Origin of the sequence: Croceimicrobium hydrocarbonivorans, assembly GCF_014524565.1 — a bacterium.
In the GTDB taxonomy this organism is placed as follows: domain Bacteria; phylum Bacteroidota; class Bacteroidia; order Flavobacteriales; family Schleiferiaceae; genus Croceimicrobium; species Croceimicrobium hydrocarbonivorans.
The window spans coordinates 2474070-2499069 of sequence record NZ_CP060139.1 but is presented as its reverse complement, the minus strand read 5'-3'; the positions used below and the strand labels follow the sequence as shown (position 1 = coordinate 2499069).

General features: G+C 40.4%; 28 protein-coding genes. 6 read left to right on the top strand and 22 right to left on the bottom strand.

Annotated features, from left to right (window positions below; translation table 11 throughout):
* The 19 genes from H4K34_RS11250 to H4K34_RS11160 form a co-directional block, all read right to left on the bottom strand.
* On the bottom strand, positions 1-285 hold the full coding sequence (locus tag H4K34_RS11250) for a hypothetical protein (protein WP_210757523.1): 285 nt from the start codon (positions 283-285) through the stop codon (positions 1-3).
* 1 nt (position 286) lies between these two features.
* Complete coding sequence (locus H4K34_RS11245) at positions 287-808, bottom strand: hypothetical protein (RefSeq protein ID WP_210757522.1); 522 nt, start codon at positions 806-808, stop codon at positions 287-289.
* A gap of 68 nt (positions 809-876) precedes the next feature.
* The gene (locus H4K34_RS11240; protein WP_210757521.1) at positions 877-1506 is read right to left on the bottom strand and encodes a hypothetical protein; all 630 of its coding nucleotides are present in this window, start codon (positions 1504-1506) and stop codon (positions 877-879) included.
* A gap of 140 nt (positions 1507-1646) precedes the next feature.
* Positions 1647-2015, bottom strand: a complete 369-nt coding sequence (locus tag H4K34_RS11235) for a hypothetical protein (RefSeq protein ID WP_210757520.1) — start codon at positions 2013-2015, stop codon at positions 1647-1649.
* 82 nt (positions 2016-2097) lie between these two features.
* Complete coding sequence (locus tag H4K34_RS11230; RefSeq protein ID WP_210757519.1) at positions 2098-2289, bottom strand: hypothetical protein; 192 nt, start codon at positions 2287-2289, stop codon at positions 2098-2100.
* Between the two features lie 63 nt (positions 2290-2352).
* Positions 2353-2952, bottom strand: coding sequence for a hypothetical protein (locus H4K34_RS11225; protein WP_210757518.1), 600 nt, complete (start codon positions 2950-2952; stop codon positions 2353-2355).
* 204 nt (positions 2953-3156) lie between these two features.
* Positions 3157-3993, bottom strand: a complete 837-nt coding sequence (locus H4K34_RS11220) for a hypothetical protein (protein WP_210757517.1) — start codon at positions 3991-3993, stop codon at positions 3157-3159.
* Positions 3993-4340: a hypothetical protein gene (locus H4K34_RS11215; RefSeq protein WP_210757516.1), complete on the bottom strand. Its 348-nt coding sequence runs from the start codon at positions 4338-4340 to the stop codon at positions 3993-3995. The genes H4K34_RS11220 and H4K34_RS11215 overlap by 1 nt, the downstream gene beginning before the upstream one ends.
* Positions 4337-4606 carry a hypothetical protein gene (locus tag H4K34_RS11210; protein ID WP_210757515.1) on the bottom strand — a complete coding sequence of 90 codons (270 nt, stop codon included), beginning with the start codon at positions 4604-4606 and terminating at the stop codon, positions 4337-4339. The genes H4K34_RS11215 and H4K34_RS11210 overlap by 4 nt, the downstream gene beginning before the upstream one ends.
* A 292-nt stretch (positions 4607-4898) precedes the next feature.
* Positions 4899-5165: a hypothetical protein gene (locus tag H4K34_RS11205; RefSeq protein WP_210757514.1), complete on the bottom strand. Its 267-nt coding sequence runs from the start codon at positions 5163-5165 to the stop codon at positions 4899-4901.
* Positions 5166-5884: 719 nt separating this feature from the next.
* On the bottom strand, positions 5885-6400 hold the full coding sequence (locus tag H4K34_RS11200) for a hypothetical protein (RefSeq protein ID WP_210757513.1): 516 nt from the start codon (positions 6398-6400) through the stop codon (positions 5885-5887).
* 13 nt (positions 6401-6413) lie between these two features.
* Positions 6414-6941, bottom strand: a complete 528-nt coding sequence (locus tag H4K34_RS11195; protein ID WP_210757512.1) for a hypothetical protein — start codon at positions 6939-6941, stop codon at positions 6414-6416.
* 127 nt (positions 6942-7068) lie between these two features.
* On the bottom strand, positions 7069-7938 hold the full coding sequence (locus tag H4K34_RS11190) for a DNA cytosine methyltransferase (protein ID WP_210757511.1): 870 nt from the start codon (positions 7936-7938) through the stop codon (positions 7069-7071).
* A complete protein-coding gene (locus H4K34_RS11185; RefSeq protein WP_210757510.1) occupies positions 7931-8071 on the bottom strand; it encodes a hypothetical protein in 141 nt (46 codons plus the stop codon). The genes H4K34_RS11190 and H4K34_RS11185 overlap by 8 nt, the downstream gene beginning before the upstream one ends.
* 103 nt (positions 8072-8174) lie before the next feature.
* A complete protein-coding gene (locus tag H4K34_RS11180) occupies positions 8175-9506 on the bottom strand; it encodes a hypothetical protein (RefSeq protein WP_210757509.1) in 1332 nt (443 codons plus the stop codon).
* A complete protein-coding gene (locus H4K34_RS11175; RefSeq protein WP_210757508.1) occupies positions 9466-11001 on the bottom strand; it encodes a hypothetical protein in 1536 nt (511 codons plus the stop codon). The genes H4K34_RS11180 and H4K34_RS11175 overlap by 41 nt, the downstream gene beginning before the upstream one ends.
* Before the next feature lie 115 nt (positions 11002-11116).
* Positions 11117-11932 (bottom strand): hypothetical protein, encoded by an 816-nt coding sequence (locus H4K34_RS11170; RefSeq protein WP_210757507.1) that lies wholly within the window; start codon positions 11930-11932, stop codon positions 11117-11119.
* Complete coding sequence (locus H4K34_RS11165; RefSeq protein WP_210757506.1) at positions 11925-12713, bottom strand: hypothetical protein; 789 nt, start codon at positions 12711-12713, stop codon at positions 11925-11927. The genes H4K34_RS11170 and H4K34_RS11165 overlap by 8 nt, the downstream gene beginning before the upstream one ends.
* Positions 12710-12943 carry a hypothetical protein gene (locus H4K34_RS11160; RefSeq protein WP_210757505.1) on the bottom strand — a complete coding sequence of 78 codons (234 nt, stop codon included), beginning with the start codon at positions 12941-12943 and terminating at the stop codon, positions 12710-12712. The genes H4K34_RS11165 and H4K34_RS11160 overlap by 4 nt, the downstream gene beginning before the upstream one ends.
* Positions 12944-13045: 102 nt before the next feature.
* On the opposite strand from H4K34_RS11160, the gene H4K34_RS11155 reads away from it, so the two are divergent.
* Entirely contained in the window at positions 13046-13336 is a 291-nt protein-coding gene (locus tag H4K34_RS11155; RefSeq protein WP_210757504.1) for a helix-turn-helix domain-containing protein, read from the top strand.
* 515 nt (positions 13337-13851) lie between these two features.
* Positions 13852-14106, top strand: coding sequence for a GIY-YIG nuclease family protein (locus H4K34_RS11150; RefSeq protein ID WP_210757503.1), 255 nt, complete (start codon positions 13852-13854; stop codon positions 14104-14106).
* Positions 14107-14331: 225 nt separating this feature from the next.
* On the opposite strand, the gene H4K34_RS11145 is transcribed toward H4K34_RS11150, so the two are convergent.
* Positions 14332-14997, bottom strand: coding sequence for a hypothetical protein (locus H4K34_RS11145; protein ID WP_210757502.1), 666 nt, complete (start codon positions 14995-14997; stop codon positions 14332-14334).
* Between the two features lie 95 nt (positions 14998-15092).
* Entirely contained in the window at positions 15093-15491 is a 399-nt protein-coding gene (locus H4K34_RS11140) for a hypothetical protein (protein ID WP_210757501.1), read from the bottom strand.
* A gap of 206 nt (positions 15492-15697) precedes the next feature.
* On the opposite strand from H4K34_RS11140, the gene H4K34_RS11135 reads away from it, so the two are divergent.
* From H4K34_RS11135 to H4K34_RS11120, 4 genes are all read left to right on the top strand, one after another.
* On the top strand, positions 15698-18154 hold the full coding sequence (locus H4K34_RS11135) for a COG1361 family protein (RefSeq protein ID WP_210757500.1): 2457 nt from the start codon (positions 15698-15700) through the stop codon (positions 18152-18154).
* A 7-nt stretch (positions 18155-18161) separates the two neighbouring features.
* A complete protein-coding gene (locus H4K34_RS11130; RefSeq protein ID WP_210757499.1) occupies positions 18162-18851 on the top strand; it encodes a T9SS type A sorting domain-containing protein in 690 nt (229 codons plus the stop codon).
* A 241-nt stretch (positions 18852-19092) separates the two neighbouring features.
* Entirely contained in the window at positions 19093-19836 is a 744-nt protein-coding gene (locus H4K34_RS11125) for a LytR/AlgR family response regulator transcription factor (protein ID WP_210757498.1), read from the top strand.
* The gene (locus H4K34_RS11120) at positions 19833-22736 is read left to right on the top strand and encodes a sensor histidine kinase (RefSeq protein WP_210757497.1); all 2904 of its coding nucleotides are present in this window, start codon (positions 19833-19835) and stop codon (positions 22734-22736) included. The genes H4K34_RS11125 and H4K34_RS11120 overlap by 4 nt, the downstream gene beginning before the upstream one ends.
* Here H4K34_RS11120 and H4K34_RS11115 read toward each other — a convergent pair whose 3' ends face one another.
* Entirely contained in the window at positions 22737-24821 is a 2085-nt protein-coding gene (locus tag H4K34_RS11115; protein ID WP_210757496.1) for a T9SS type A sorting domain-containing protein, read from the bottom strand. It abuts the gene before it with no gap.
* Positions 24822-25000: the final 179 nt, after the last annotated feature.

The window sequence follows — 25000 nt, the reverse complement described above, 5'->3', positions numbered from 1 at the left end:
CTATCGCTTTTTAATTAGGTAAAAAGCTAATACTGCGGCTAAAACCAGCACAATGAGCACAATCCATAGAGTTGAATTACTCTTGGATTCAAAAACAAATGGAGGCCCACTTGGATTACGATTGGCAGCATTTCCACCATTTCCAAATAAACCCGTTGCTGTTGTTCCCATAGTATTAAAAAATGCGTTCCAGTTAAAGCTACTCTGCTTTCCGGTAGCGGTTTGATCAACCACTTCAGTAGGATTGGATCCGGGAACTTCTGTTGAATTAGGATCTAAGTTCATTTTACCACTTCTTGATAAGGATGATTACTAATAAAAGAGCTATGCCTACCAATAGCAGGGTTTTAACTCTTCGGATTGCACATACCTGACAGCGACTGAGTGGTAAGTTTTGGGTGCTGGTGATCGGAGGATATTCTAGGCCTTCTACAAAATCACTTTGCGCCTCTCCCAAACTTGCGGCTGAAGTCGGGTAAAGCGTGGACCAAGTAGCTTTATCCGGAGTTAAGCCTTTCCGATCAGCAACCACACTAAATGTCTCCAAAAAACCCGCATCACTAGCCTCATTATCTGGATTATAACTAAAAGGAACGTCAAAAATGAATATCAATTGAGAGGGATTCATTTGAGGTGCTACTTGCAGAATTAAGTCGAGCAATTCAGGGTTTCGTGCTGGACCATTAATAATCCCCTCATCCATCAGTTTTTGACTGATATCTTCAGGATTATTGTCAGTGGCTACTTTTGCAAATAGCAATGGCTCTTCAGCCAAGCGTATGGATAATTCTTGTGGTGTAAGTTGCATAGGTCTAATTTTCTCGTAAAACAAAAGGCCGGACCCTTAAGCATTGCTCAAGGTCCGGATGAGAAATATTAGCCGCCCACTACTGAGTTCAGCACTTCGCCAAAGACAAAGTCAACTGCAATGGTAGTGTTTGCACCTACAACAAAAGTCATGGCTGAGAACTGATCGATATAAAACTGCGTATCGATAGTTTGAATCAGCGTGTTTTGCTGAGTATTACGCTGATACTGGCCAATGTTTAAAGGTCTAGTAACGGAAGAACCATCAATTTGACCCTTATGCCATTTCACGGCCTGATCAAATTGTGCGGCACTACCGGTGGTAACGCGATAGTTGAAACCTTTGAAACTAGAAGGCCGATGTTTGAAAAACTCCTTAATTAAGGCATTAGACAGTCCGCCACTCCAAGAAGTTGGATCTACATAAGTGCCTCCCAAAATACCGGCATTAATGCCCAGTGGATCAAATAACATAACTGTAACCGGGGTTGCAGTCTCATTAGCATAATTGGCCGTAATGGTTTCCGGCATAATATCGGAACCAAAACCAAGGCCACCACCTTGCGCTACTGCACCAATATTACTAATGGGCCGGTTATTTACCTGGCGACCAATACTAGCTTGTTTGTAAGCTTGCTCATATTGAGCAGATGGCATTACTTCCACCGCAAGAGCCTTACTAGGTTTTTGAATTTTCATAATCTGAATGCTTCGTTTGCATTAAACTTTTCTCGAAAGTCATTCAGAATTATTTCCTCGTAAATGAATCAGTTAAATTGATAGAAATAATTAGGCTATTTATACAGATTAACAAGGTTTTAGCTAAAGTGGGCACTTTATCAATTTGATTTTTCGGACGGAGCAATGCCATATACATCACCTTCTACAGTAAATGTGCGAAAAGACATTAACAAAAAACCCCATCGACGTTCTCTAATAACGACGTTCTTCATATACTCACCGCCTGGTACCTCTCGAACTGCATCATCAATAGCATCTTCAATATCAGGGGAGCTCCAAGGACCAATAAACAGTATATTATCAATGCTGCTATCTGTTCCCTTCACGTACCTTTCTAAAAGCACATGGGTTTTACGATCATCTAAATCGCGAGTAGACACCGTAGTAAGATCAGCGATTCTTTGAGAACAGCTATTTAAAAATGCCATGAAGACGATAGCAATAGGCAAAACTTTTAACTTCAACATAATCAAGAAATTTTATTCCTACCAATTAACAAAAAAAGCGGCTGATCAAAAATCAACCGCTTTTTTCTAAAGTTTAAGCTATCTAAGGCTTTTCAATGATGGATAAGTAGTGATTTTTCAATAATACTAATCCATCCATCACATCGAAGCGTTCAGCGGCATTCATGCCTACGAAGGTAGGGGATTCAACTAAGCAGATCATCGCTTTTTCTACACTTTGCATTGCAACCTGAGGAGATAGTTTAGCTAGTGGGTCGAGGTCTTCTGTACTCATAGATTATGGTTTAAATTTACTATTAACGACGCTGACAGTGCTTTTTGTTGCCCCCTAGCTCTGTTACTCAGCATATTCAATGATCTTAAAATAGTACTTATTTTTTTCTTGATGCGCAATTTCATTTACCTGCCGTTGTACTTCAATCATTTTCTCCAGGTCTTGAAACTTATCTCGATGACGATTCAAATTGTCTTTTGTTCGAAACAAGAAAATAAGGTTTACGAAATCATAGAACTCTGGAGGCGCATGCGTAAGCCCATGCATTGCAATGGTCATATTTACATTTCGATGGCGCGAACTTATAAAGGCATTACGCACTTCTTTAGTTAGTCCATTGCTAGGTAAATAGCCTTTAATGTCATCGCATACTATTAGAATGTCATCACAGTATTTTAATACCTCTCCAAATTCATGCTGATCCGTACAGTCAATGGCTGCAAGTTTTCCTGGAGGAAGACTGGGAATATTTTCCGGCTTAATTCTTGGTACCGATCGAAAAGTTCGCTCGTATTTAGAGGAAGGAATTACTACAGCACGTCCACCAGATTTTAGCCATGCCATTGTGAGCTCTTTTTGCTTGGTGGATTTACCAGTTTTCCGAACGCCGGCAAACAAGGCTATTTTAGCCTCTTCATCATCTATGCTGAATCCTATACCCATTGCCTGGACCATTTGAATTAAAATAACACCAAAGCATAAAACCAATGATGGCAACAACAATCCAAATAGATGGATGAGAATCTAACCATGTAAGGACGTAATGCATTGTTTTAGTGTTTAGTTAAAAAAGGCCCGGGGCCTTCATTCCCGGGCCGAAAGCCGAAATAATACGGACAAAGAACGTTCGCGAAAAAGCCCGCGCAGCTATAAATTAGTAATCCAATCTTTGTTCATCCCCTTTTTACTGTAAATACTCATTTGACGCGCCCAACTGAGAGCCGCGTTTTGATCGGCATAGTCTCCCCTTGTAGCCGAAATTTGGCGATCTTCAAAATACCAATGGTATTTACATAGTCCGGTTGGAACTGGATCTACTCTGAATAAAATTGGTGCTCCTTTTTCATTGGCCTCTCGGTTCCATTCATGCATTTTCTCCTCTAAGTCTACAATAGTATGCTCATCGACTTCTTCTAATACATGGGCCTCCTCAATATCAGTTTCTTCTTTCTCCCTTTGCTTTCTATTAGCGGCACTTTTACGATTTATTTGTCTGTATTTGTGGGCTTCGTAAGCCTTTGGCAGTAAGATCATTGCTAATACAATAATTACCATCCACCCGGGACTGATATCACCATCAATAGTTTCAAAATATTCTGCAAACGCATCTTCTACTTCTGTCTTTTCTTCCGGATCAAATTTGAACATATCCCGATTTGGCATACCGGAATAAGCTTGACAGGAAAGACTTACAAATAAGTTTATTAGGCTAGTTACTAATCGAGCACTTCTACGCGATTTAGCATCAGGCCCATCTTTTGGATCTGATTTATCACTAGTATTTATACCCTCATTCTCATCAATGGGCTTTCCCTCAGCATGAAGAAAGTTGCTGAAATCCGAAGGTTTAGCCTCTGAGCCCTCAGTCTTTGTCTCAGCAGTTTCATTTTGCTGTGATTGGAGCTTAGCACCCGTTCGACGTCCTTTATCTGAAAAGGCCGAGGTTACATCCTCTATAGTAAGTTCGCGATACTCTGTAGTCATTACTGGCGAATGGCATTAATCATAGTTACCAGGCATTGAATACGATCGCTTTCCGGGTAATCTGGACTATCAATACGCTCTTGAATTAATCGCTCCACTAATTCAATAACTTCTGGGGTGGCCTTTAAGCACAAGTAGCCTTCAAAAATCGATTGTTGGCCTTCTTGGAATCGATTAGTAAGCATGGTTCCCAAAGCCTGTTCGGCTTTCTCTGCATCTTCATCATCCAAAGCACTAAACCAACTAACGGGATTTGTAGGATCAAACTCAGGTAAAATTTCTTCCTTTGAATTTAACTGATTAAGTGCCTCAATACTTAATGTTTTATCTACCAGTTCTTCACTCATAAATCAGCATCTTTTAAAAGTTCGCTTAATGCATTTTCCACTGTTTTGGGTTCATCCCAAAGGTTGCGTAGGTATTCACCCTTTGCATTTACAGTTACCGGCATAACCAAAATTTTACGGGTTTTATTCTCTGGCCAAAACCACATCATTACCCGATCTTCGCCTTCTTTTAAATCAACTGATTCAAAGGCATCAAATGCCACTGTCATACCATCACCAAGCAACGGTAATAGTGATTTTATTGCCATGCGCTGAATTGCATTCATGCTTTCAATTTGTTATATCGATATTTAACTCGGAAGCCTCCAGATAATGCCGCGACTACTTTACTTTTTTGTAAAATTTTGATTGAATTAAGGTGGTCCAAAGTTGAGCGAAGCCTAAAGCCAAAATTGGTCCGTTGTCGAGGGGGATGAATGCAAATCAATCTTGAAATGACCAATTACATAATCGTGAATTTGTTCTAGGCTAAATTCTGATTGTGGATTGCACATCAAAAAATCTAAAATGACCGGATGTAAATTACTCCGATTAAGATCATCGATCCGAAAAATGGTTTTACTGTCCATTTTCTTGAAAAGGGTCCTTTACATTAGTTTCAACAACGGTAATTGCAAAATGATCTTCCTTTTTTGGGTGGGGTAAACGACCTTTTACCAGGTACAAGTTGGTTTTACCTAATGAAATAGTATCATTTGGTAAGTAATAGTTAACCGCCTTTAATTCTTCAATTAAGGGCACGGCTTCTAATTGCTTTTCTCCATTCAGAGTTAAGGCTGATGAAACCCTTAACAAATCCACTTTGTAGGTTATTTTCTTTTGCACGCTCATACACTTTACTCATGCAAAGTAATGCATTGATGTTGAATTTTCAATCATTAGGCTAGAAATTGATTTTTTTCCGGTTGTTATTTCTACACTTTAGATCATCTAATCTAAAGCACGAAAAAAGTGTGATTCTGTATTCAATTAGCCATACAACATGAAATCAATTGAAATACAATCAATTAGATTATTACCAGAACTTTGTATTTAGATGCTTCTACCTGGTAGAAAAGTGTATTTGATCGATGCATGTAATTTTACGATTACAGAAAAAGTGTAATTGAAAACTAAAAGTGTAATAAAAAGGTAACGCCTTAAGTAGTTGTATAATAGTGTTTTAACTTTTTAAGTTACATTATTACAATAATTTTTAAATAAATATATATAAAGGGGAAAAGGGGAAAAAGGGTCTTTGGAACCGGGTCAGAATTGGAATAGGCGCATCAGAACGACCAAAAAAGGCGAGCAATAAAAAAGCCCCTGAAATAGGGGCGATCAGAGGCGAGCAACTGTAATTTATAGATACTCTGGCATCTCACTATAAATTATGCCTCCATTTAGCTCCTTTCGAATTTGTTGATAATGGACTTCCCTACAATGCCAGCAAACTAATTGGCCGGTCCTGGTATCTCGAAATCCATCAAAAAAAAGAGGGTTCTTAGCACTTATGAGAGATTGAGTGCAATAATCGCACTCTTTGTCTGTAAACAAATTCATAGCTAGTACATTAAAGGCGTCCAATGAATGATTTTGCCTTTGAAGTCTTTATTGAAATAGTTGAAGAATGCCTCAACAGTTTCGAAACCGTCATTTCGTGCTAGATTTTCGATAGTAAATGCACAATTTTTAATCTCCCCATTTATCCAAAAACATTCTGATGATCCGCCATCAATCCATACGGTAGCCTTTTCTAACTTGTTTCCGCCTCTTTGAAGAATCTTTAAATGCTTAATTACTATTTTCTGAACAGAACGGCATTTTACTACAGGCGCAAATTGTTTTCTTTCGGGTGTCCGATTGTTAATCACAAAATGAATATCTCTACCAGCGTGCCATCTATCCGACTTATCCTCTCTTATTGTGTGGTTTTTAGGCGGATATGTTCTTAAGGCGTCAAATTTCGAGTATTGTATCCAATCATCAGAATACACCTCTAGCTTTGGAAGTGAAGCCCATATCTTTTCTACAAAATGCGTTGGTTCACCATTGATTTGTTGGGAGAATGCTAAAGTCATATCCTTTTAATTATTAGTGTTTAAAGCCTTCATTTTTAAGCATGTTAACATCGAAATGACGAATCATATAGGTTTTCTGAAACCAATATTCTGGCAACGTATTAGGAATGTGCTGAGCTGGATAGAAAACTTGAAGCTCTTGAGCTAAAACTTTGACACACTTAAACTTTAAATCAATTTCAATGGCTTGATCTATTTTATCAAAGGTTCTCGATCCGATGTAGGTGAGTTGATCCCCGATTAACCTATATTTTTTTGTTTCACAGAATACCTTTGCGCCAAATGGAACATCCACACTACAATCAACCATTATAAAGTATCTATTATCAGCCCATTTTACAGAGGCCAACCGCTTCTTTAGCTTTTCGATCGAAACAAGTGGAGAGAACATAGGCACTTCGAATGTTTTTTCTTGGTGACGATATTCTGACATTTCCAATATCTCACAACGATCATCTATATCGGGATAGCGGTGGTAAAGTGATTTAAAAACCTCCTTATCATTAATGATTAGTTTCTCTTGGGTTTGCTGATTTTCCATAGTAAAGCTTTTGGTTATTGATAAGGAAATTTCCAAATGAAAAACTCTCCATTTTGGCGCTTTTCTTCGTTTACTAATTCAGCTAAGTCGAGTAAGAATACTTCTGAATATGGTGTAAAATTCATTTTCACTTCAATATTGATTTCATCCATAAGAAAAACTCGTAGGCCAACTGAGGAACAATTGCATTTCCCATTTCGGCTATTCGGTTGTTTCTATCGGCATAGTCCATCCCTTCGGGTAGCCCATTAAGCATTCGAATAATTCCGGATTCAATAATGTCCCTGGAGATATTCCCATGTGCAGAAGGGCCGAAACCAAAGTACCTTGATACCCCTTCCGACAATACTTTTGACTGGGTGGCATTGTGCTGTTGGTGGAGTCGTTGACTGTCGGGGTAGGTATCAAAAGGCCAAAGATCAACTGGCTCGATAGGTTGGCGAACTTCTTTTGATGGGCTATGCTTGTTCTTTTCGCCGGATTGTCGGGCCTCTGACAGCTTTCGGTTGGGGTCATAAGCGACAAGCCAAACTCTGTCCCGACGATGGAGCGCTCCAACGGCTTCAGCTGGTATAGTGTACGCTTGGCAGGTGTAGCCTTCACTTTCCAAATCATCAATCTTCCGGTCAAGGATGCCGTTGGTAATCGTTCCAACAACGTTTTCGTTAAGGACGAAAGATGGGTGTAAGGCCCGTACAATTCTAAATTTCGCTGGCCAGTTGTAGCGGTGATCTTCCGTGCCTTTTCCCAAGCCTGCCAATGAGCTTGGCTGGCAGGGGTCTCCTCCGCAAATAATGTCGACTGATTCGAGTTCATTAGGGTCGATTTCGTTTATATCCTTTTCAATTATCCTGTGCCCAAAGTTTCGTCTGAGTTTGGCGCAACAATGCTTGTTAAAGTCGTTGCTCCAAACTGGAGTAAGACCTGCCCACTGAGCAGCAAGTTCAAAACCACCGTCTCCGGAGAAGAGGCCCCCAACTGTTAACCTCCTATTCATAACCTTTACGATGCCTTTCTAAAATGTAAATAATGCCCTGCTTAATCATTGCCAGAAGGTCCTCTTTTGAAGTTTCCGCACGCACAAACTCAAACCACATCACCCCTTCTTTGGTCCGAATCCAGTAGGGCATATTCAAAATTTTAGCGGATTTCTTAAAATCCACAAAATCTTTAATGCTTTTACACTGTACTAGGGTATGCACATGCTTTACAACCGGTGGATTTGTAGTTTCTTTAGAATGGCACATCATCATCTGATATATCTTGAGGGTTTGAATCAAGGGATTTACCATGCAAATCGAACAGTTCTTTTTTATGAGCTTGCATGTAAATATGCTCTGTGCTTTTTGCAGGTGCACCTACTGTTCGAATCAGGCGTTTTTTATCATCCCTGCCAAGTGCAACAGGATTTAATTCCCATCCTCGATATTCTGCATAAATCCATAGAGCTTTAGTGAACTGGTTGATTTTATTGAACTTTGTGCGAACTGCCCCTGGAAAATGTTCCTTGAAATTATCGTATGCTTCTTTCTTGATTATCCATTGATCAGCGTATGAATCCGGAGCAAAATAGACATCTGCCCAGTCTTTAAAATCTTGGGTCATTTGAGTTAGTTGAGAGCGCTTGGTAACGTTCTCCATAGGTGGATCAATTTTTGGGTACTTTAAAAAGACCTGTAGGCATCTGGCCATGGTATTGATAAAGTGATTCCACTCATCTTCAGTGAAGTCCTTAAACAGGTTTTTACCAAATTCATCTTTAGGGCTCCAGGATCTACCATATTCACCTGATTTATCCTCGTGATAATAATCCGAAAACACTGAAAAAAGTAATCTGCGATAGGTAGAAGGAGAATCGTCCCTTAAGGCATAGTTTGAGGTAATGGCCAATTTAGGGACATCCTCAAACGGTATTTCATACTGTTTACCATGCTTCGGATTAACCGTCATTTCCCCGGTAAGCTGTGAATAGAAAAAGTCAAACTTCAGATACTTATTCGCATCATCGACTAGAATATAGTTGGTATGGCTAGTAACATTCTCATAAACGTGTGGATTTTCAGTTAGCTTCGGGTTTCGTCCCTCGAGAGTAACAGACTTCATAAAATACCGCACGGCCTTATATGCAATGGACTTTCCGGAACCTCCATGAGATTCACCATCTTCACTAATTTTATTATCCATAGCAAAAACGGCCCACGGCTTGGAAGGATCCTTATATCGGTGCAACAGATATCCTAAAGTGTAAATTTTATTAATTAAGTGTAGCTTTTCCTCTTGGCGCTTTTCCGGAGCTAATTTTTCTCCTTTACGCTTTAAAGATTGCTCTTCTTGCCAATGCACACGGCTAGTATTCCATAAGTAACGCAGGAAAAGGCATTCTTTATTTTCAATTTTAATATCATATTCACCCTGCTCATTTCTAGTAATGGTAAAAGGGTCAGGAAGAACTTTCACTTTATGATCAATCACTTCATCGGCCCAAACATTACATTCTATTTCGCCTGGCCGGTAATCCTCAATTTCATCCTTGGTAATTCTCCATACACGGTTTTTGAAAAACATTAATTGTTTTCTCCGTATAATCCTTAAAATCAATGTTTTTTAAGCGAAGATTAGATAGTGATTGCTCTCCTAAATGTTGACGCGATCGATAGAATGCATTTCTTAATGCCGGCTCGGCTTTATTGCCTTCAAGAAATTGATTGATGAAAGCTTTAATTTCCACATGATCAATTTCCTCTACTACTCCATTTTGTACACGGATATAGATATACCCTGTTTTTACATTAGGTAGTTTAAATCGATAGAATCCATTTCCTTCGAGGAAATTATAAAGTTGTAGATTGTTGACTTCATATTTTCGAATCCACATTTTTTCAATTGTAGGATGCTTTACCAAGCGCACATCCCACATACGATATGGCACTGCTACCTCAATTAACTTTTTAAGATCATACGCTTTATAATAGTTCAGATATTCACGCACATCTTTGCAAGGATTACCACGGTGGTCCTTTTTCTTAAGTAGGTCCATAGGCAACCGTATTAAATGCAAGTCCAAATGTTGCATTCCAAGCGAATGTTGCACCTTTAAACCAGTTGAATCAATATCTCCCAGGTAATAGACTTTGTAAGCCAATTGCTGAAGCTTTTTCATGTCTTTAAAAGTGATTTTGGCAGTTTCCGAATTAAACCAAACCACAGTACACCCGGTAGCCGCTTCCGTCGCTAATGCATCACGATCTCCCCCACAAATAATAATTTCCGGCAGCTTTTTATCTTGCCGGCTTTCCGCTTTTTCCATTTCATCCATAGAATCATACTCTACTTCTGAAACATCAGCATTTAGCTTATCAAATCGCTGTTGAGCTAAATGTAAGCCCATTATGTAGCCGTTAGGACGTTGCCCATTATACCGGAAGCGCTCGGATTTCTTTAGCGCCTTGGGCTCCAGTCTTTTATTCCATTCATTTTGGCCACTCTCAAAATTGAATTGAAATACAGGATAATGATCGGTGCTTTTCCAAATATGCTGAACTAATTCACCGGTTTTCTTATCCTTTGAAACATAAGTGTAGCTTTCTAAACTATATAAATGGTGATTTCGACATAATTCTCTCGTAACGCCAGGCCCTAATACCAAAAGCTCATTATCAGTAAAATCCTTGATCTTATAGAGGTATTGGTTTTCCTCCATGCCATCCTCTATCGGTAATTTCTCATATCCGCGATCAAAACCTAATGATTTACCATCTTCACCCTTTACACCATATTTGCGTGCTAGAAATAGTAGAGCGGTGCGGTATTCTTCAATACCCTCTTCGAGCATGCAGACTTGAATACCGTTGCGGTGTTCACCATCACCACCAAAATCGGTAACAATCCAGTTACCATCACTTGTTTGCTTTAAAGAAGCTGAAGCGGTTTTTTCGGAATCCCTGATTTTAAATTTTTGACCTTTCTTATCGAGTGCATCTTGTGCATTTTTATAGTAATCTAAGATGATTTGAAGGCCACCATTAGTTTTAGCAAAGATTTCCTGCTGATCTATATACATCCGATTATTTCGTGTTGTATTACCTAATTACATAATTGTTGTACTGAAACCTGCATGATAATGCAGACTTTAGGATGATGCACTGTCTATTAAAAAGTGCTTGAATGCTTAAGAATTAAGCAGTTTTCGAATCTTTTTCAGCCTGGGCTAATAGATCCATACAATCTTCTGGTAAAGCAAAATCATCTAAAGGAGGGAAAAACGGAGGTGAGAAGCTATTGATCATTGCCCCCCTTTCTTTGCTAATTAGATTTGTACCATGCAAATCAAAACCCTGCTGCTTTGGTCCTAAATCCTTGGTTTGCATAAAATTTGCTTTAACCTGATTGAATAACCAACCATCTACCGATTTACTAACATTGTTAGTTTCATCGACTAATGAAATTTTACGCGCTTCCCGGGCTCGAATAGCCATGTCCAATCCGGTTTTAGCTTTATATGGTAATCGAAATTGGCTTAATTGCTTTGTCCCTAAGTCATAAAAGTGACCGGATGAATAATGTTGCCATAGTGCAAGTCTATACCTAAAATGCTTACTTAAACGATCGGCATCACTATAACAATCCGCTGCTTGCAGAACAAAAACCAAAGAAGTAGGCGAGGCAATATGAAAAAGGAAAGTCCACTTATAGGAAAGATGGCAAGAATAATCTAAACGCTTGTCTTTTACTATAACTAGTCGGCAGCAGCCAGCTTCTCGTAAAAACTTAAAATATTGAAGTAACGCTATTTCAGTAATTGAATCATGATCAGCAAAAATCAGTAATTCCCAAGGCACGTCCGAATCTTGGTTACAGAGGGCTTTTAAAGCAATATGATAGGTGTGATGCATTTTGCGAATCGGCATACAAACCGAAAGAACTGGTACAGCATCATAAAGCCAATTTTCATGCACCACTATATTGAATAGAGTATTTTCCTTTTTATGCATCTTGCTTTACTATTTTTGGTTCTACATAAAAAGCTTTGGCTGATCGAATCAAAAGTTCTAACTTGCGAATATTCTGATCTGGTACACTTAATTTCTCTAAGTGTTGAAACCAAACCCAATTATTTATATTCTCACCGTGTTTTAGAACAAAAACCACGGTATCATCTTCGAAACTCATGGGGATTAGTGATATCTCTCTGTGTAGAGCAAATAATCTACGGTCTAATGCCGCATCTAATCCAGAATTCATAATGCGATCGTATAAGCTTCCCTTTAAGCCTTGCATTACAACTTGACTTAAGAAGCGAGCAGATCCTAATAGAGGAAGTTTACCAGGTCCAAAATAACTGATAGGCGTATTTTGATGAACGATCTCTCGAACAGTGGAATAAGTGCTACAGTCTGTATTTATTTTAACTACAGGAGCTTCCCTGGTTCCACAAATAGGAGCATTTAACAATAATGCAGTTTCGATATACCCTTTAGTCATTAAATCATCACTGCCAATAATGCAGTACTGATCATAACCTTTAGAAAAGGCTCGTTTTGCAGCCTTATTAAATTTTCGACTTACAGGGTGGTTTTCAACTTCCACCCAAACCACGGATATACCATAAGCTTTGGAAAACTTTTCAAGGTGCTGTTTATGCTCAATCTCATTTCCGGCTACGTAAATTGTAAAATCATGATCTAATGCCGAAAAAATTGGAAAGTGGTGCTGCAGCCAAATTGCCCAAATCAATGGACGCTGCCAAACGGCTGTCAATATTGCCACTTTCATATTGAAGCAGGCATTTTGGAAAATTCAGCCAATTCCTTTGCCTTCATTTCCCTCAATAGCTCTCGAATTTCTCCTAAACGATGCCGTATTTTAAGATACTTTATCGATTGGTCGGTTTCACTCGCGGCCCATGAGTAGATATCAGGAATTTCCATTCCTGCCGAATATCTTAAGGCCATGCCTTTTCGCACTTCTAAGTGCGCTTTCTCAATTATTGTATTTTTGCTCATTTATAGATATTATTATTAAAACAATAAATATTGAGCAACATATTAGTAGAATTTTCTACACTAAGCAAATATTTTATTATTCTTTTCGCATAATATTCACTAATGAACTACAAACTCCTAAAGCATCAGATTGAATCACAAGGATTTAACCTGAATCAAATTGCCAAAAAATTAAATGTTAGCCGTACTGGTTTATGGCAATCCATAGAGAGAGAAACTTTAACTGTTCAAACTTTAGAGGAAATTTCTAAAATCTTGAAGGTTGATCCGCGCCTATTTATTGACAAAACAGACATTCATCCTGAAGCTTTGCCACTTCCTGAAGTGCAAGAATTAAAGGATAAGTACGTGAAAGTGTTAGAAGAAAATCACGAATTGCGCCAAAAGCATTGATATATCTACAGTTGACGCGATTTGTCCCGGGACAGATACGGGACAATTAGAAGCAATATAACAACGGTATAATGCAGGATTCAGAGCGATTTTCCTTGATTTTCAAATCTGGCCCCCGCTACTAGGAAAGCCTTAGAGCAACAGCTCTGAGGCTTTTTTCATTTTAAGCTTGAACTCCAGAGCTAAAGTATATCTCCAAGAAACACACCTTCAAGTTTAGACCGAGATTATTGACTATGGTTTTCCATTTTCAGTAAAAAACAGCCGTTTTAAAGAACTTCATTTCGAGGCTAGCAGAGGATTTAATTTCTTCCCAAACCACATATTACCACATTTCTTACAAGTTGGACTCTTATCCGCCATAGGCGGACATCAGTTCGAACCTAGCACCGCTACTAGAAAAGCCTTGGAGTAACAGCCCTGAGGCTTTTTTCATTTTAGGCTTACTCATCATCTAAGCTTCAAAAAAAACTCTAAATTCAAACCGCCCCCGTAAGAGATTCATCGTCTTAAATATGTATGTCACTTACGTGCTCTATTCTTTTAAGTATAATCGCCTATACATTGGCTACACAAGCGACCTTATTAATCGTTTTAAATCACATCAACAACTCGCCACTAAGGGGTTCACTGTTAAGTATAGACCATGGTTCGTGATTGAAGTTTGTTGCTTCAATACAAAAAAAGAGGCCATGGAAAAGGAAAATTATTTTAAGTCTGGCCATGGTCGCGATTTTATCAGGAATCAAATACTCCCACGATATTTTTAAGTTGGGCTCTTATCCGCCATAGGCGGACGTCAGTTCGAACCTAGCCACGCTACTAGCGAAGCCTTAGAGCAACAGCTCTGAGGCTTTTTTCATTTTAAGCTTGAACTCCAGAGCTTAAGTATATCTCCAAGAAACACACCTTTAAGTTTAGACCGAGATTATTGACTATGGTTTTCCATTTTCAGTAAAAAACAGCCGTTTTAAAGAACTTCATTGCAACCGAGTCTAATTTTCCTCTGTAAGAAATTGATTTGCATAATATTCTGGATAATTATTAATCAGAGTCCCTCTTCCAGAGAGAACTTGACGGTTTGGATAGGCACCCAAAGCTTTCAAGAGCGCAAATAAACTTCGACTAATAGACGGATTATAATAAACCTTCGCTTCCAATTGCCAAGGAAGCATAAAGTTCAATTTACTCCTGGACTCCAACCAAAGGGTATCCCCATCCTGACTTAGTATCCCTACCATTATTAGTTGCGAAAATTCAAATTCAGGCCTTAAAAGCAATTGTTCAAACTTATAGGGATCCCTTTTGTAGGCTTGTGGCAACAAACTTCCCTCCTCTTTCAATTGCCATAGCTCATGAATACTATCTACCATAAAACTCTGATAAGCCATAGAATCCAGATAGCAAGCAAAACTAAGTGGTTTCGCTTCCAGAGAATTCAGAAATGAATCGACTAATGCTAAACTTAGAGTATCAATAATTGTCCCTGACTCTTGCTCTTGCCACAGATCCTCATATGGAATATGTTCCTTCCTTAGTGCCAGATGAAAGATAGAATCCGGTCCCAAGCTTTGCAATTCCTTGAGCAAATAGAATTTACCCGAGGAGTGGAGCTTAATTTCCGCATTCAGTATATGCACTACGGATTCCACTCTTGACACGGTATGAATACGAATTTCGGGAGACCTGCTCTGTCCCGAGCAAACACTAACCATTGTTAGAAACAAAACACAAAGCTGGATCCGAAGTAAAACTCTCATCTTAAAACAACTGATAGCGATTCACCAATTTTAAAGGCACGCTCGCGCTTATAATAAACTGTAATATCCTCAATAAGGAGAGAATCACCTTTCTCACACATTTGATACAATTCATCAATCTCCTTTTCACGATGACTCCCAATGCTAACCACACTATATAAGTATTGACCTCCTCGAAAGAGGCTTACTCTAACATGCCCCACCTTAAAGTCACTACCATCTCTAAAAAACGGCGAATCAGACTTTAAACCTATGCTATCATCTCTTCCTTGAATAAAATCGAGGGCATTAGCAACCTGCACCGAGTCCCATATAAAATCCCGAAGCCGAAAGAACTCATCACCCTCTTGTCCATAAAGGAAAACAGGAGCCCACAGCAGAAAAAAAAAATTCATCCTCATCCTAAAAATTAACGTGCCCCACCTAAAATTAGTGCTAATTCTATTGCCTTAAAGCTCATCATTTCAATTGCTTTAAAAACCCCTTTCCCATTTAGCCCAATCCATCGCCCAATCGCTTAGCCATCTCCCCCATCTGCTTAATCCATCTTCCTAAGCTTGGCCTAAGGACGGAACTTAAGTGCAAATCATAAACTAACATTATGAAAGCACTTTTATTAACAAAAAGACCGCTTTTTAAGGGGCTAGGCGCCTTCCTTTTTTTGCTGTTCTCAGGCACTAGCTATGGCCAGTGCGACAATCTCGTCACCAATGGCGAATTAACCTGGACCGGCACACCGCCTTGCTGGTCTGGCACACCGCTAGCTCCCTGCTGGAACCCCATGAATGTACCCAGCAACAATTACTTCCCACCCTGGCGAAACTCACACGGATCACCGCATGCCACTACCGCGGCTAGCTCCTCTCCTTCGGCCATGGAATTTGTTGCCACCTATCGTTCGGGAAGACCCGCCGGCCAACAAATGTTTAGCGAGGGCTTCACTCAGGGCATTTCCACCTTGGTACCCGGTAAACAATACATTGTTGCCCTGCAATCTAAACGTATCAATAGCTCTTTAGCCTCCTCCACTCGAGCGGCCTATGTGGAAGTTGAAGTAACGAGCACTGCCCCATTACCCACAAGCTCCCTCCATCAAGGTGGATGGGCCCGACCTTCGGTTAGTGGAAGTCAAAGCCTGCTTAGCTTCGAGCCAAACAGCAGCAGCTTTATGCTTTATGCAGATTGCTTCTATCCTGACAGCGCCTGGAGTAATATTTGGCTCTACAGCAGCAACCCTGATTCATTAAGCGCGACCATTGGAGCGACAGTAGACGACATCGAAATCATTGAGAACTTCGACTTTGCCGGTCCGGATACCCTTATTTGCGATACCACTCAATCGGTTGACATCGGCCGGGTATGCAATTCCTTAAACCTCACCCCCACTTATTCCTGGATTAACCTCAATACCGGTCAACCCGAAGGCAATACTGCCATTATTACAGTAAGCCCTAATGTGACCACCCAATATGAAGTGACCCGGAATTTTGTGGAGCTTAACTGCCCAGCCAAGGATACTGTAACCGTAGTGGTTAACTCCATGGAAATAGACCTTGGTCCGGATCAAGAAGCCTGCGAACCTGCATCCTTCCAATTAGATGCCGGTTATTTCCAAAACGCGCTCTACCATTGGAATACCGGCGAAGGAACCCAAACAATTACTGTTAATCAAAGCGGAACCTATATTGTTGAAGTTTGGGTTTTACCCGATTGCTATGGCACGGATACAATTGAAATCACCATCAACCCCAAGCCCAATGTTCAACTAAATCCTGCCGGTAGTTTTTGTGTCACCGACCCTTCCGTAAACTTAAATGCCACACCAACAGGTGGAAGCTACAGCGGAACCGGAGTTAATGCCAGTGGAATTTTCGATCCGGGACTGGCCGGACCTGGCACGCACAATATTGAATATAGCTATACCAATGCCTTCGGTTGTACCGACTCCAAATCCATCGATATTGATGTTTATGAAGCCGTTTCAGTTAGTATCGAGGGCGAGGACTTACCCTGCTTACCCCTAAGTGGTATGCAGCTCAATACCATAACCTCAGGCAGCAATCTAACTTACCACTGGAATACAGGTGAGAGCACATCCAGCATCATGGCCCTTAACCCAGGCCTTTATGAGGTTACCGTTTATGGTCCAGACAGCGCTTGCCAGGCAACAGCCAGCTTTGAAATTGAAATTGAACCCTGCTGCGCCAAGCCCTCTAACTACCCCCTTGGGGACACCATTTTCAATGGCAACTCTGCACAGTACTCAAATGACACCTTGGTTTTTGATGGCAATATTGTAATCGAAACCAATGCCACTCTCAACATCAGCAATTCCGTTATCATTATGCGTAATTGCAGTAAAATAGAAGTACAAAGAGGTGCTGAGCTAATTATTGATGGCTCGAGCTTAGGCTTTTGCGAATGGCTGGGAATCGAAGTCTGGGGCCATATGGACGCCTGCTCTAATGACTTTAGCATCATGGGGCAATTAACCGCCAATGAAATGGTATTGAGAGACGCCAGTGTTGGTATCCTCCTAGGGAAAAGAGATCCCGGTGCATTGTACGACTATACTTATGCAGGCGGTGTTGCACGAGTGTATAGCTCCATCTTCACCCAGAACTACACTGATATTCTCTTTACCCCCCATGCCTGGCTAGGAATGTGCACCTGTGCCGACCCTAATGGGACGGTTTGGCATAGCGATATTCAAAACAATGAATTCCGTTGCTTAGCGGAAGACCCTTCTCCTTGTGAGGATTTCGTTGATCCCATTTTAGAAGAAGTGGAAATGTTTAGCCAAGGTCCGCAAAACTGCCCTATCTGGAATATGCCGCCAAACACACTTCCTAGCGCACCTGGTCGCTGCCATATCATAGACCTCACTCCCTTTATTGAATATGTAATCAATAATAATCCTGGCTTCCTAAGCTGCGGCGATGCCTGTGATAAAGCCGCTCATCTTTCTGGCGACAGCAATGTTGGTGACATGCTGGGCAACATCACCAATAACAACAGCTATTGCAACGACTGTACACCTAATGTGAATTACCAATAAGCTAATTATGAAATCATACAGAATACAAAGGGCTTTACTAGCTTTCAGCATAATCCTTAGTCCGTCGATTTTTGCTCAGGGCACAAGCTCAGAAAGCAAAACCAAAAATGAAAGTTCCTTCTACATCCAAAAAAATACGGATGCCCCAGGACTCTACAAGGTAGATGGTCAATCCAATACTCGAATTCTGGTTGCGGACAACTTTTATACCGTCGAATCGGTCCTCAAGAGTGCTGGTCGACTTTATGTCCTGCGACTAAATGTGGCGCTAGCTAAAACCGAAGTCATCTTTTCTGATGATCAAGGCAAAAGTTGGCAAAACCTCGAGCTCCTTGATCGCCTTTTAGATCAATTGGAAATCAATTCAGCCAATGAGCTTATCGCCTATAATAGTGCCCGTATGGAGGATGAGGAACTCATTTTGAGTGCCGCTCAATTAGCTTTAAAGGAAACGGAATCCTTATTGCGGATTTACCCGAATCCGGTGGATCATTATCTAAAAATTGAACATCAATTTGCGGACCTTAAGCCAGGCGACATTCAATTGTATTCCAGCTTAGGACAAAGCATGAAGCTCAATATTAACGAAGAGAATCAATGCTTCACATTAGATGTGTCCCAGCTAAGTCCGGGAATGTATTATATCAATATTCAGCTGGAAGAAAGGCTGATCAGTAGAAGTATTGTTATAAAATAGAGAAGCCAGATCAGAGGGTACCTATTATGGTATCCTCTGATTTTTAAAAACAGGGATTTTCCTCCCAATCAGAATTGATTAATTCCAAGCTAATTAGCACTTTTATATCGGTTAAAAATTTGGAGGACCAGAAATAAGGCCCCTACCTCAGCTTGTATTTGAAGCCCCACAGATCAAGATCTGTTTCTTCATTCAAAGACCAGGAAACTTTTTGAATGCTGTAATTGACACTCAAGGCTCGATGAAACTGAGAACTTTACTTATTGATGACGAGCGTCTTGCGCGCGAAAACCTATCTTCTCTACTAGAACAATTTTGTGCGGAACAAATAGACTCCATTAGCATGGCCTCCTCGGCAAATGAGGCTACCGACATTTTAATGCTTGAAGATTTCGATCTCCTCTTTTTAGACATTAAAATGCCAGATACCGATGGATTCGAATTTCTGGAAAAAATCAATTTTTTAAAGTCTAAACCGGCATTAGTATTTGTAACTGCCTTTAATGACTTCGGCATTGAAGCCATTAAAGCCTCCGCTCTGGATTACATTACCAAACCTATAGACCCCTTTGAATTGCAAAGGGCATGTCAAAAAGCCCTTGCACTTAAAAGAGAACAAATTCACAAACCCACTAAATCAGTTAATAGAATTGCGATACCCAAAGCGAATGGGATGGAGATCTTAGCTTTAGACAAGATTATTCGATTAGAGGCCGACGGCTGCTATACCCACTTAAAATTAAATCCCGATGGCAATCGATTAGTCTCCAAAACCCTGAAAGAATTTGAGAAAGCCCTTCCTCAAGAATTGTTCTTTCGCCCCCATAATTCGCATATGATAAACATGAATTTCATGAGCTCCTTTACCACGGAAGGAGGAAGCATGGTTATTATGACAAATGGCGAAAGGGTTCCCATCGCTAAACGAAAACTACTTGATTTTAAACGCAGATTAGAGGAGTTCTGCACCCGTCCGGGTTTATGAAAAATTACCTACTCTTATTACTGACAATAATTCCAAGCTGCACTGAATTATGGGCTCAGGCGACTCTGCTCTACGAGACTTATGACCTAAAAGATGGCCTCCCCAGCAATGAGGTTTATCGCATTGATGAAGATCAATGGCAGCAACTTTGGGTAAGCACAGCCAATGGTGTAGTTTACTACGATGGCAATCGGTTTATTGTCCCAGATTTCCTGCAAAACACCAAACTAGGCCTGGTAGAAGGCATTGTAGTTTTAGACGACCAAAACATCTGGCTGAGTCACCTAAAACTTTTTCAGACCCTGCATTATAATGGCCAAAACCTAAGCACCATAAGCACCGGATCCCCGCGGCATTTAGACCTTCAGTTTAAAGATGACGACACTTCCTTGATCAGCTATCAGGAAACGGAAATTTTATTCTCCAACCGCAAGGGTACTATTCACAAAGAAATATACTTGGTCAATGACCCACTGCTAAGGCCGCGTATCAATTCCCTAATTCAATTAAAAGAAGGCCGCCTACTTATTGGAACAGACCACGGACCCTTTCTTTTTCGGGATGATCAGTTCCTGGAAATAAATTCGCTAAAAAACCGAAGGCAGGAAGTTGGGGCGCTGTTTCAAGATCAGGCGGGTTTAATATCCTTAATCCAAAACCAGAAAATCTACTTCCTGAATCAAGATCTCAAACTTAAAGACAGCTTGGAACTGCCGGTTTCAGATGAAATTAGGGCCTATTGCAATATGGGTCGATACAACATCTGGCTGGCTACCAAGAGCATGCAAATTTTGCAGTATTATAATGGACAGTGGCTGGATCAAACCCATCAGCTTTCGCTGGAAAATCAACATGTTAATTACCTCTATGTAGATATTAATCAGAATCTTTGGATATCTACCAATTATGATGGCTTGCTCTGCATTCCCAATAAGCCATTTAAATACATCAATATCGAATCGGGCCTGGGTAGCAATTTCATCAATAGAATTGAACCCCTCGGTGATAAGCAGTTTTTAGCCGCTAGTGGCGCTGGCTTGGATCTTATTGATTCCAACTTTAGAGCACGACCTATTCGAAGCTCCAAGAATCTTCGGTCCTATTGTAATGATGTACTTATCCTCAATTCGGGTTCTATTTACACAGGCCTATCCAAGGGAAAACCGGAAGACTATTTTGCAGCTGAATACCCAATAAATAACCGGGTACACAATATACCTGCTTCCACCTTAAGCCATGATGGCGACACGGTATATGCCGGAACCTACGCTGGCACCATTTTGAAAAAATACCAGAACAAGACCCTGGAAATTATTCGATTTACCGGTCGACAATTAACGGATATCATCCTTTTTAAGAAGGGCCTTAGCGCAGTAGCCACAAAAACAGGCTTACACCTTTTTCATCGCTATCGAAAAGATAGTGTTAATCTTGATTTTCTCATTGTAAAAACTGCACCCGAGTTACTTAACTCACCTATTAACGACCTCCACCTAAACCAAAAAGGCGAATTGTTAATCGCCTCCTCTATAGGGCTCTATTACTTTAAGGAAGGGCGATTCCAAAAGATAAGTCCGGATGAAGACCCATCCATCTACACCTCAGTTTGTACGGATAAACTAGGACGTATTTATGCCGGCACCAAGAAAGGACTCTTTTGCTTTTCTGAGCAGGACACACTTTATCTCGGCAAGCATTCCGGACTACTTTCGGACGAAGTAAGCTACCTTTTTTATGATCAAGATGAGGATCAAATATGGGTTGGCGGTAATAAAGGTTTAAGCATTTTAAAAGCCGAAGATTGGCAGAAATTCAAAAGCAGCTTCCCTGAATTTTACCTGGACTCCTATACCCTGATCCCGGGGAAAACTATGGACATTAATAAGGGCTCAATCCCCGAATTTCAATACGATCAGAACAATATTCGCTTCCATTTAAAACGCAAAGGCCGTCCAGGAAATAAAGCCTATGCCTATTATCAAATCAACTCCACTGCTGGCCAGTGGCTGCCAATGAATAATGATCTTATCGAACTCTTCAATTTACATCCCGGTAAATACGAACTGAATATCAGGATGTCGAATTCTCCATTTGACGCCTCCCCCACCCAAAGCTTCACTTTTAGCATTGCCGCCCCTTTTTGGCAAAACATCTTTTTCCAATTAGTGCTTGGCTTAAGCCTGGTGGCTCTTATGGTTTGGATTGCCCTAATTCGCGTAAAACAAGTCAGAATGGAAGAAGCCCAAAAACTTGAAGTACTGCAACAAGTAAAGGCATTAGAATTACGCTCATTAACCGCCATGATGAACCCGCATTTTCTATTCAACTCGTTGAATACAGTGCAACACTTTGCCTCAAAATATAAGGACATCAAGGCCATTCATTATATCAGCGGCATTTCGAAACTCTTAAAACTCCAATTAGAGTCCTTGTTTCACAATCGCATTAGTTTGGAAGAAGAAATCAAACGCCTGAAGCTATATGTTGAACTGGAGTCCGTTCGCCTTGATTCCGAACTAACATTCCAGATTGAGGTAGATGAAAAACTAAATATTCAAGAAACATTTATCCCCACCATGATGCTACAGCCTTTCATTGAAAATGCCCTGTGGCATGGGTTAAGGAAACGCGAAAAAGACAAAAAATTAAAGCTCCGAATTAAACTTCAAAATCCTGAACAACTGCAAGTTTGTATTGAAGATAATGGCTTGGGTTGGAAAAAGAATCCAAGAGAAAGGGAATCCAAACATATTTCCAGAGGCATCCAATTAGTTCGAGAAAGGCTAATGCAATTCAACAATCAAGATGAAACTGGCTTGATTATCATCAACTCTTTAAGCGAGGACCTTATTTACCCCGGTACCCAAGTTAGCTTCCTGCTCCCCTTTAAAAGATCCTGATTATTCTCGATAAATCAGTCGACGAACCGAACTAGACTCTTCAAAGCCATTCAATTCCAAAATATAAATTCCAGATTGGAACTTCGAAATATCAATACGCTCATTTATATAACCTGAATCCAGTAAGTACCCTTTAAGGCTATAGAGCTTATACTCTTTAAAATCCCCTCCTTCAATGATCAAATAACCTTTACTGGGATTTGGATACACTTTAATCTCAGGCTGCAATGACAGCCCTTCAATCAAAGCAATATCCGCAGGAAACAAAGCCTCCTCACGAATACCGTAGAACTGCCCTCCAGCGCCAATGGCTACCGCACCAAAATCACTAGGCAGAAAATCATAAATATAATCCACCGGTAGGCTCAAGCTCTGACTATAATTATGGCGAGTATCGGCAATCCTAAACTTGCTCTCATCTGCATCATAGCTAATTACTCGATGGGAATTAAAGAAAAAATAAGGCCCACTTTCTCCATGCCAATTATAATGAGGCTGGGCGGCAATCGGAATAAATGGTCCGGTATAACCAAGGGAGTAATAATTGCTATCGCGACCTGCTAAAAAGAGCGTATCCTGCTTAAACTGCAAGTGCCAAGAAAGTTTAGAGCTCTGATGTACAAGTTGAAAACTCAGGCCGCCATCCGTGGTTTTATAGATCCCATAATCAGAAACCACTAAACCGGTATCACAAGAGCTAAAGGCAATATCACGAATTCTATTACCGCCGCTAAAATTAAAATTGAGTGCCGATCGATTTCCCAGATCATCTACGCGCGATAGAAAAACACCTTGTTTACTTATACCATATCCAAAATAACAATTCGCGTCTCTGGAAACCTGTATATTAAAGTATTGAGCAGTATCAGAATCTGGCACAGATTGCCAAGACTTGCCACCATCACTGCTGTAATAAAAGATTCCTAGATCTGCATAAATACCATTCAAGGAATCTTTAAAGGCCATAGCAGGAGCTAATCTGTTTGAGGCAAAAGGAACCAAGCTAGTATCCACGGATTTCCCTTGCTGATCCATACGATGAAAAATACTAAAGGCAGGATTTAATCCCGCAAAACTCTGGGGCGCTAATCCTACATACTGAGGTCCTGCTGCACAAAGCTCATAAAGGCCCGGATAGGCATTCTGACCACTATAACTAAGGGTACTATTCTTTAAATCGAACAACAAAAGAGTACCGGCCCCATGGCTATATATAAGTTGGGAACCTTGCAGCCCTAAACACTTACGATCCCGATTTAAAGGAGCATTAATCCCCTCAACTGACCAAGACTGACCCACATCCAAAGAATACAAAACAGAATCCCCCTTCGCATAAACCAGCGTATCTCCATTTTTAAATGATTTAAAATCGGAATTTAAGCCTGGATCAAAATGATGTACCGAACGCAGCCAATTAAAAGCCGAGTCTAATTCAATAAGCTCACTCCAATTATGAAGCAAGAAATAATGTCCCCCTCCCCTATGCAGATGATTTAAAGAGCCCAAACTGCTATCTAAAAGCCCAATACCACTTGGCCCAGAGGCATCGAGGTACATCAGGCTATCTCCCAAAGATTTACGTAAAAACAGCCCATTTGCATCTTTACCCAAGATTGACGCGCCTGCCAAGTTCAAACTATCGTAGGTTCTCCCTCCATCTAGGGTATATCGGATTAAGCTGTATTCCCCATCTACTACAAAGAGGGAGTCAAAGAAGTGTAATTGACCTGAGTAGTTGCGCAAATGCGGATGCAAGTTCCAGGTTTGCCCAGCATCCTTAGAATAAGAAACCACCCAAGCTTGGCTTAAATAAGGCTGCTTCCATTCGTAAAGAATAGTATCCCCCAATGCGGCTAAATTCTCTACTTTAAAGCTGGCCTGAAAGTCAGTATAACCATTGGGACTAAGGCTACTTTGATCAAATTTCAGAAAATAAGGTTGCAGGGTGGTCGCGAGGAACTGATTTCCATAAGGGGTCAAAGCCTGAACCCTGAGCCCATAATTAGTCGGATTTAAGCCTTGGACTTGAGCCTGAAGCACAAAACCCAAGAGAACAAAGAAAACCTGAAATATGAAGCGTGCCATAAAAGCGAATCAAGATCAGAAGCTGGAAAAAAGATTAAAAATCGGCTTAAGACCTTAAAGCTAATCAGAATAGCAGAAGAAAAAAACTCCAACTAGTTAGCGATATCATTCAAGCAAAAAAAAGCCGCCTCGGTATTAGCAAGACGGCCAGGATTGTTATGGTTGTTTCGTTTCATGAC

Bases quoted from the DNA above. Each gene is read 5' to 3' on its own strand.
- H4K34_RS11230 (WP_210757519.1), bottom strand. From the start codon at position 2,289: ATGAGTACAGAAGACCTCGACCCACTAGCTAAACTATCTCCTCAGGTT.
- H4K34_RS11180 (WP_210757509.1), bottom strand. From the start codon at position 9,506: ATGTTTTTCAAAAACCGTGTATGGAGAATTACCAAGGATGAAATTGAG.
- H4K34_RS11125 (WP_210757498.1), top strand. From the start codon at position 19,093: ATGAAACTGAGAACTTTACTTATTGATGACGAGCGTCTTGCGCGCGAA.
- H4K34_RS11245 (WP_210757522.1), bottom strand. From the start codon at position 808: ATGCAACTTACACCACAAGAATTATCCATACGCTTGGCTGAAGAGCCA.
- H4K34_RS11120 (WP_210757497.1), top strand. From the start codon at position 19,833: ATGAAAAATTACCTACTCTTATTACTGACAATAATTCCAAGCTGCACT.
- H4K34_RS11195 (WP_210757512.1), bottom strand. From the start codon at position 6,941: ATGGAAAATCAGCAAACCCAAGAGAAACTAATCATTAATGATAAGGAG.
- H4K34_RS11165 (WP_210757506.1), bottom strand. From the start codon at position 12,713: ATGAAAGTGGCAATATTGACAGCCGTTTGGCAGCGTCCATTGATTTGG.
- H4K34_RS11190 (WP_210757511.1), bottom strand. From the start codon at position 7,938: ATGAATAGGAGGTTAACAGTTGGGGGCCTCTTCTCCGGAGACGGTGGT.
- H4K34_RS11200 (WP_210757513.1), bottom strand. From the start codon at position 6,400: ATGACTTTAGCATTCTCCCAACAAATCAATGGTGAACCAACGCATTTT.
- H4K34_RS11115 (WP_210757496.1), bottom strand. From the start codon at position 24,821: ATGGCACGCTTCATATTTCAGGTTTTCTTTGTTCTCTTGGGTTTTGTG.
- H4K34_RS11130 (WP_210757499.1), top strand. From the start codon at position 18,162: ATGAAATCATACAGAATACAAAGGGCTTTACTAGCTTTCAGCATAATC.
- H4K34_RS11185 (WP_210757510.1), bottom strand. From the start codon at position 8,071: ATGCCCTACTGGATTCGGACCAAAGAAGGGGTGATGTGGTTTGAGTTT.
- H4K34_RS11170 (WP_210757507.1), bottom strand. From the start codon at position 11,932: ATGCATAAAAAGGAAAATACTCTATTCAATATAGTGGTGCATGAAAAT.
- H4K34_RS11140 (WP_210757501.1), bottom strand. From the start codon at position 15,491: ATGAATTTTTTTTTTCTGCTGTGGGCTCCTGTTTTCCTTTATGGACAA.
- H4K34_RS11135 (WP_210757500.1), top strand. From the start codon at position 15,698: ATGAAAGCACTTTTATTAACAAAAAGACCGCTTTTTAAGGGGCTAGGC.
- H4K34_RS11235 (WP_210757520.1), bottom strand. From the start codon at position 2,015: ATGTTGAAGTTAAAAGTTTTGCCTATTGCTATCGTCTTCATGGCATTT.
- H4K34_RS11160 (WP_210757505.1), bottom strand. From the start codon at position 12,943: ATGAGCAAAAATACAATAATTGAGAAAGCGCACTTAGAAGTGCGAAAA.
- H4K34_RS11210 (WP_210757515.1), bottom strand. From the start codon at position 4,606: ATGAATGCAATTCAGCGCATGGCAATAAAATCACTATTACCGTTGCTT.
- H4K34_RS11150 (WP_210757503.1), top strand. From the start codon at position 13,852: ATGTATGTCACTTACGTGCTCTATTCTTTTAAGTATAATCGCCTATAC.
- H4K34_RS11215 (WP_210757516.1), bottom strand. From the start codon at position 4,340: ATGAGTGAAGAACTGGTAGATAAAACATTAAGTATTGAGGCACTTAAT.
- H4K34_RS11220 (WP_210757517.1), bottom strand. From the start codon at position 3,993: ATGACTACAGAGTATCGCGAACTTACTATAGAGGATGTAACCTCGGCC.
- H4K34_RS11155 (WP_210757504.1), top strand. From the start codon at position 13,046: ATGAACTACAAACTCCTAAAGCATCAGATTGAATCACAAGGATTTAAC.
- H4K34_RS11240 (WP_210757521.1), bottom strand. From the start codon at position 1,506: ATGAAAATTCAAAAACCTAGTAAGGCTCTTGCGGTGGAAGTAATGCCA.
- H4K34_RS11250 (WP_210757523.1), bottom strand. From the start codon at position 285: ATGAACTTAGATCCTAATTCAACAGAAGTTCCCGGATCCAATCCTACT.
- H4K34_RS11175 (WP_210757508.1), bottom strand. From the start codon at position 11,001: ATGTATATAGATCAGCAGGAAATCTTTGCTAAAACTAATGGTGGCCTT.
- H4K34_RS11225 (WP_210757518.1), bottom strand. From the start codon at position 2,952: ATGGGTATAGGATTCAGCATAGATGATGAAGAGGCTAAAATAGCCTTG.